Source organism: Cellulomonas septica (assembly GCF_012396155.1).
Classification (GTDB): domain Bacteria; phylum Actinomycetota; class Actinomycetes; order Actinomycetales; family Cellulomonadaceae; genus Cellulomonas; species Cellulomonas septica.
Genome location: NZ_JAAXOY010000149.1, coordinates 1 through 6,562, shown reverse-complemented (window position 1 = coordinate 6,562; position 6,562 = coordinate 1). Strand labels below are relative to the sequence as shown.

Below are 6,562 nucleotides of genomic sequence, written 5' to 3'. Positions count from 1 at the left end.
ACGACGACGCGCTCCCCGGGGCGCAGCGTGCGCCAGTCGACGCTCACGCGGCGACCTGCCGGGTCCGCCGCGCGACCGCCACGACGTCGCGCGAGGTCGGCCGCGGCGACCGCCGGTCTCGCCGCCGTGGACACGACCTCACGCCTGCTCGCATGTGGGGGATACTAGGCAGACCCCCTGCGCGTTGGAGGACGCACCGTGACGTACGTGATCGCCGAGCCTTGTGTGGACGTCAAGGACAAGGCGTGCATCGAGGAATGTCCCGTGGACTGCATCTACGAGGGCAAGCGGTCGCTGTACATCCACCCCGACGAGTGCGTGGACTGCGGGGCCTGCGAGCCGGTCTGCCCGGTCGAGGCCATCTACTACGAGGACGACGTCCCCGAGCAGTGGAGCGAGTACTACAAGGCGAACGTCGAGTTCTTCGACGACCTGGGCTCGCCGGGCGGTGCCGCGAAGATGGGTGAGATCGACAAGGACCACCCGATCATCGCGACGCTGCCGCTGCGCGTGCACGGCGACTGACGCCACCTGCGTGGGCTTCCTCACCGGCGCGCTGCCGGACTTCCCCTGGGACACGCTCACCCCGTTCGCCGAGCGCGCGCGCGCTTACCCGGGCGGGATCGTCGACCTGTCGGTCGGCACCCCGGTCGACCCGACGCCCGCGGTGGTGCGTGACGCGCTCGCCGCGGCCGCGGACTCGCCGGGCTACCCGCTGACGCACGGCACGCCCGACCTGCGCGACGCGGTGGTGCGCTGGTTCGCGCGACGCCGCGGCGTGCCGGGCCTGGACCCGGCGGCGGTGCTCCCGACGGTCGGCTCGAAGGAGCTCGTCGCGCTGCTGCCGTCGCTGCTGGGCCTGGGCGACGGTGACGTGGTGCTGCACCCCGCGACGGCGTACCCGACGTACGACGTGGGTGCGCGGCTCGCGGGTGCGGTGCCGGTCCCGACGGACGACCCGGCGGCCGTGCTCGCGGACCCGTCGCGCGGCGGTGCCGTGCGCCTCGTCTGGCTGAACTCGCCCGGCAACCCGGACGGCTCGGTGCTGGGCGTCGAGGACCTGCGTCGCGTGGTGGACGCCGCGCGTGCGGCCGCCGAGCGTGACGGCCGGCCGGTCGTGGTGGCGTCGGACGAGTGCTACGCCGAGCTCGCGTGGGAGGAGCCGTGGGCGTCGTCGGGCGTCCCGAGCGTGCTCGACCCGCGCGTGACGGGCGGCGACCTCACGGGGCTGCTCGCGGTCTATTCGCTGTCGAAGCAGTCGAACCTCGCGGGCTACCGGGCGGCGTTCGTCGCGGGTGACCCGGCGCTGGTGGCCCGGCTGCTCGAGCTCCGCAAGCACGCGGGCATGATCGTCCCGGGTCCGGTGCAGGCGGCGACGACCGCGGCCCTGGCCGACGACGAGCACGTGGCGGAGCAGCGCGAGCGGTACCGGCGGCGACGCCGGCTGCTGCGCGGTGCGTTCGAGGAGGCCGGGTACGTCGTCGACCGCTCGTCCGCCGGGCTGTACCTGTGGGTGCGCCCGGACGGTGGCGGTCAGGACTGCTGGTCGACGGTGGGCGACCTCGCCGAGCAGGGGATCCTGGTCGCGCCGGGCGCGTTCTACGGCGCCGCGGCGGCCGGGCACGTGCGGGTCGCGCTGACCGCGTCAGACGAGAGGATCGCGGAGGCGGCCGCCCGCCTCACCGGTGCATGACCCACGTCAGGAACGGTCTGTGAGGACCGTCACACCGGGACCCAGGTCCCGTCACGGATTGGTCACGGCAGGCTAGCCGCAGGTACCGTCAAGGCTGGCCAACGAGGGCCGGAGCAGCTGGCCGAGCAGGCCGCACGAACCGACCGCCGGACGCCCAGCGCATCCCCTGGGCCAGGGTCGTCGCAGGAAGGAACCACCATGTCGGACGTCGTCACCGCGCCGGTCCAGCTGATCGTCGACGGCCAGTCCCGCGACCTGCCCGTCGTGACCGCGTCCGAGGGGAACGACGGGATCGTCGTCTCCTCGCTCCTGCGCGACACGGGCCTGGTCACGGTGGACCCGGGCTTCATGAACACCGCCTCGTGCGAGTCGAAGATCACCTACATCGACGGCGACGAGGGGATCCTGCGCTACCGCGGCTACCCGATCGAGCAGCTCGCGGAGCAGTCCTCGTTCCTCGAGGTCGCGTACCTGCTGATCCACGGCGAGCTGCCGTCGCCGTCGGAGCTCGAGGCGTTCGAGGAGCGCGTCAACCGGCACACGCTGGTGCACGAGGACTTCCGCACGTTCATGGGGACGTTTCCGCGCAACGCGCACCCGATGGCCGTCATGTCGTCGGCGCTCAACGCGCTGTCGACGTTCTACCCGGAGTCGCTCGACCCGCACGACCCCGAGGCCGTCGAGCTCGCCACGGTCCTCATCCTCGCGAAGACGCGCACCATCACGTCGTACGTGCACCGCACGTCGAAGGGCGAGCCGCTGCTCTACCCCGACTACTCGCGCGGGTACGTCGAGGACTTCCTGCGCATGACGTTCGCGGTGCCCTACCAGCAGTACGAGCCGGACCCGGTCGTCGTGCAGGCCCTCGACAAGCTGCTCATCCTGCACGCCGACCACGAGCAGAACTGCTCGACGTCGACCGTCCGCATCGTCGGGTCGTCGAACGCGAACCTGTACGCGTCGGTCGCTGCCGGCATCAACGCGCTGTCGGGCCCGCTGCACGGCGGCGCCAACGAGGCCGTGCTGAAGATGCTCGACGAGATCAAGGCGAACGGCGGCGACGCCACCGCGTTCATGAAGCGCGTGAAGGACAAGGAGCCCGGCGTCCGCCTCATGGGCTTCGGCCACCGCGTCTACAAGAACTACGACCCGCGCGCCGCGATCGTGAAGGAGAGCGCCGACGCGGTGCTCTCGGCGCTCGGCAAGAACGACGAGCTGCTCGACCTGGCCCGCGGCCTCGAGGAGATCGCGCTCAACGACGACTACTTCGTGTCGCGCAAGCTCTACCCGAACGTCGACTTCTACACCGGCCTCATCTACAAGGCGATGGGCTTCTCGGAGTCGATGTTCACGCCGCTGTTCGCGCTGGGCCGCATGCCCGGCTGGATCGCCCAGTGGCGCGAGATGATCAACGACCCGCAGACGAAGATCGGCCGCCCGCGGCAGGTCTACACCGGCGCGACCGGAGCCGTCGTGATCGCGCGCCACGCGGTGGACCCGTCGTGGACGGGGGCCGGTGCGTCCGGCCAGCGCTGCGCGCGCACCCAGCTGCGCAGCCCGTCGGCGCCCACGACGAGGTCCGGGCGGAGCGTCCCCTCCTGCCCGGCGCGGGCGTAGCGCACCTCGACGCCGTGGTCGTCGTCGACGAGCGCCGACGGCGTCGCGCCGGTGATCACGGACTCGTCCGGCAGCGCACCGTGGAGCAGCGCGAGGAGCTGCGGGCGCGGGAGGACGACGGCGTTGACGCCGAGCTCCCGCTCCACCGCCGCGCCGTCGAGGCGGGAGAGCCAGGCCCCGGAGGGCGTCCGCATGCCGCCCCCCAGCTGCGGACGAGAGCCGTCGCGCACGGCGTCGCCGAGACCGAGCACGTCGAGGGAGGTGATCGCGTTGGACATGAGGCTGATCCCGGCGCCGACCTCCTCGAACGCGTCGGCGCGCTCCAGCACGGTGACCGACCAGCCGACCCGTCGCAACGCCACAGCGGTCGCCAGGCCGCCGATGCCTCCGCCGACCACGACCGCACTCCGTGCTTCCTGCATGTCCGTCCCTGTCCTCAGCACTACACCTGTAGAATCGAGGCTACTACACGTGTAGAAGCGCCAGGGAGGGCGGAGATCTCGTGAGTCAGCAACGGCCACCGCGTTTCGCGGTCCTCACGGACGCGGCGATCCAGCTCGTCGCCGACGCCGGGATGCGCGGGCTCACCCACCGCGCGGTCGACAGGCAGGCCGGGGTCCCGACGGGCACCACCTCGGTGCACTTCCGCACCCGCCGGGCCCTCGTCGAGGCGGTCGTCCAGCGGCTCGCCGACCTGGACCAGGCCGAGCTCGAGGACCAGGGACTCCGCTTCGACGGGTCGGCGGGCGAGCCGGCGGACCTCGCCGACGCACTGAGGCCCGACCACGTGGACGCGTTCGCCGCCCAGGTCGCCGTCGTCCTCGACGCCTGGCTCAGCACCGGGCGCACCCGCACGCTCGTGCGCTACGCGTGCCTGCTCGAGGCCACGCACCACCCCGAGCTGCGCACGGTCCTCGCACACGGCGTCGGGTTCCGCGTGCAGGCCCGCGAGCTGCTGGCCCGTGCCGGTGTGCCGGACGCGGAGCGACGCGGCGACGCCCTGGTGGCGTTCGTCGACGGCCTCGTCTTCGACCGTCTCATCGGGGCCGGGTCCCTCAGCGGCCCGCCCCCCGGCACACCGGAGAGCGTCGCCGACCTCCGGACCGCGGTCGCGCTGGCCGTGCGGGCGGTGACGGCGGGGTCGAACGCGTCGTAGGGGTGTCGTCAGCGCGTCCGGCCGGATCGGGAGACGGCCGACGGCCCGCCCGCGCAGAGATCGAGCGTCGCGGAGCGCGAGCCGGACGTGGCCGACGAGGCGTCAGTTCGCCTCGCAGCGACCCTCGCGCCAGTAGCCCATGAACGCCACGGCCTTGCGGTCGACGCCGCACTCGGACACGAGGTGCCGGCGCAGCGTCTTGATGACGGCGGCCTCGCCCGCGAGCCACGCGTAGAGGTGCGCCTCCTCGGCGAGCGGGGCGCCGGTCGACCAGTCGACGGGCACCTCCCACAGGATGCCCTCGTCGACGTCGACGTCCTCGAGGACGACGTCGGGCGCGGGGGCCTGGCCGGGGAGCATGCGCGCGCACGCGGCCTGGACCGCGGGGACGAGGAGCGAGCCGTGCGGGCTGTCGCCGCGGCCGTACCAGCGGACGGTCACGCCCGCGGGGGCGACGAGGTCGAGGCGGTCCTCGGGGTGCGGCATCTCGATGATCGCCTCGCCACGCGCGTCGGCGGGCAGCCGCTCGAGGATGCCCGCGATGGCGGGCAGCGCCGTCTCGTCGCCCGCGATGAGCAGGCGGTCCGTGCGCGCCGGGGGTACGAAGTCGACGCCGCCGTGCGGGCCGACCGCGTCGGCGTTGGGGCCGAGGATCACGAGCTCGTCGCCGGGAGCGGCCGTGCCGGCCCAGCGGGACGCGGGACCGAGGTCGCCGTGCAGCACGACGTCGACGTCGAGCTCGCGGCGGTGCTGGCGGACGGCGCGCGCGGTGTACGTGCGGACGGTGTGGCGACGGTCGTCGGGCAGGGCGCGCCAGCGGCCGTACCAGTCGGCGCTGCCGTCGAGCGAGAGCAGCTCGTCGTAGCCTGCGCCGTGCAGCGGCAGGAAGAACTTGATGCGCTGGTCGAACCCGTTGTCCGCGAAGCGGTCGAGGTCCTCGCCCGTGAAGGTGAGGCGCAGGACGCTGGGGCACAGGCGCTGCACGTCGGACACCTGCACCGCGAACATGCGGAACGGCAGGGCGTCGGTCGCGGCGGCGGTGGTGTCCGTCGTCGTGGTCGTCGTCACGCCCGCCACCCTACGCGAAGGTGAGGCTTGCCTAAACCCGGGTGTTCGTCACATGGACACGGCGGCCCCTTGCACTCCTGCTGCCGTTGATACCGACATGGCTGCCGTTTGCGGTCGTCGAACGGCAGCCATGTCGGTATCGGGCGTCCGGCAGGGCAGGCGAGGCGGTCAGGCGTGGGCGGGCGGTCAGGCGCGGCGGCTGCGCCAGAGGAGCCAGACGAAGTACGGCGCGCCGATGAGCGCCGCCACCAGGCCCGCCGGGATCTGCGCAGGTGCGATGACGGTCCGTCCAAGGGTGTCGGCCGCGCTGAGCACGACCGCGCCCAGAAGGGCGGCGACGGGGATGACGCGGGCGTGCGACCACCCGACGAGCGCGCGGGCGAGGTGCGGCGCGACGAGCCCGATGAACCCGACGACGCCGACGGCCGACACGGCGACAGCCGTGAGCAGCGCGGTCACCACGAGCAGTCCCAGCCGGGTCCGCTCGAGCGGGACGCCGAGGACGCGCGGCACGTCGTCGTCGAGCGCGATGACGTCGAGGTCGCGCCGCCAGCGCACGAGCAGCGGGGTCAGCACGACGAGGGCGATCGCGACCGGCCACACCTGCGCGGCGGTCCGGCCGTACGTCGAGCCGGAGAGGAACGTGAGGGCCATCGTCGTGTTCCACGGGCTCGTGAGCACCACGAGCAGCGTGATGATCGACGTCGCGGCCGCGGAGACGCCGATGCCGACGAGCACGAGCCGGTCGGAGCTCAGCCCGCGTCGCGACGACAGGCCGTAGACGAGCGAGAACGTGAGCCCGGCGCCGAGCACCGCGCCGACGGACACGCCCCACACGGACGTCCCGGGCAGCAGGAAGGTCGCGAGCACCGCGCCGACGCCCGCACCGCCGGTGATGCCGAGCAGCCCCGGCTCGGCGAGCGGGTTACGCGCGACGGCCTGCACCGACGTCCCGGCGAGCCCGAGCGCGGCCCCGGCGAGCAGCGCCGCGAGGACGCGCACGTCGTCGGTGTCGACGAGGTAGTACC

Annotated in this window: 6 protein-coding genes and 1 pseudogene; 4 read left to right on the top strand and 3 right to left on the bottom strand. The window is 73.2% G+C overall.

Annotated elements, in window-relative coordinates; genetic code table 11:
- Nucleotides 1-198 precede the first annotated feature (198 nt).
- The 3 genes from fdxA to HGA02_RS07760 all read left to right on the top strand — a co-directional run bounded on the left by fdxA (nt 199) and on the right by HGA02_RS07760 (nt 3,310).
- Nucleotides 199-525: a ferredoxin gene (gene fdxA, locus HGA02_RS07770; RefSeq protein ID WP_013772042.1), complete on the top strand. Its 327-nt coding sequence runs from the start codon at nt 199-201 to the stop codon at nt 523-525.
- Nucleotides 526-535: 10 nt separating this feature from the next.
- The gene (dapC, locus tag HGA02_RS07765; protein WP_168678541.1) at nt 536-1,693 is read left to right on the top strand and encodes a succinyldiaminopimelate transaminase; all 1,158 of its coding nucleotides are present in this window, start codon (nt 536-538) and stop codon (nt 1,691-1,693) included.
- 198 nt (nt 1,694-1,891) lie between these two features.
- Nucleotides 1,892-3,310: a citrate synthase gene (locus HGA02_RS07760; protein ID WP_246247541.1), complete on the top strand. Its 1,419-nt coding sequence runs from the start codon at nt 1,892-1,894 to the stop codon at nt 3,308-3,310.
- On the opposite strand, the pseudogene HGA02_RS07755 reads toward HGA02_RS07760, so the two are convergent.
- Nucleotides 3,283-3,732: pseudogene (locus HGA02_RS07755) on the bottom strand (FAD-dependent oxidoreductase); the annotation flags it as partial. The gene HGA02_RS07760 and the pseudogene HGA02_RS07755 sit on opposite strands and share 28 nt — an antisense overlap.
- An 80-nt stretch (nt 3,733-3,812) precedes the next feature.
- On the opposite strand from HGA02_RS07755, the gene HGA02_RS07750 reads away from it, so the two are divergent.
- Nucleotides 3,813-4,466 (top strand): TetR/AcrR family transcriptional regulator, encoded by a 654-nt coding sequence (locus HGA02_RS07750; RefSeq protein WP_210728296.1) that lies wholly within the window; start codon nt 3,813-3,815, stop codon nt 4,464-4,466.
- Nucleotides 4,467-4,568: 102 nt separating this feature from the next.
- Here HGA02_RS07750 and HGA02_RS07745 read toward each other — a convergent pair whose 3' ends face one another.
- Nucleotides 4,569-5,534 (bottom strand): SIP domain-containing protein, encoded by a 966-nt coding sequence (locus HGA02_RS07745; protein WP_168678539.1) that lies wholly within the window; start codon nt 5,532-5,534, stop codon nt 4,569-4,571.
- Between the two features lie 186 nt (nt 5,535-5,720).
- A partial coding sequence (locus HGA02_RS07740) for a FecCD family ABC transporter permease (protein WP_168678538.1) occupies nt 5,721-6,562 on the bottom strand: 842 nt, incomplete at its 5' end.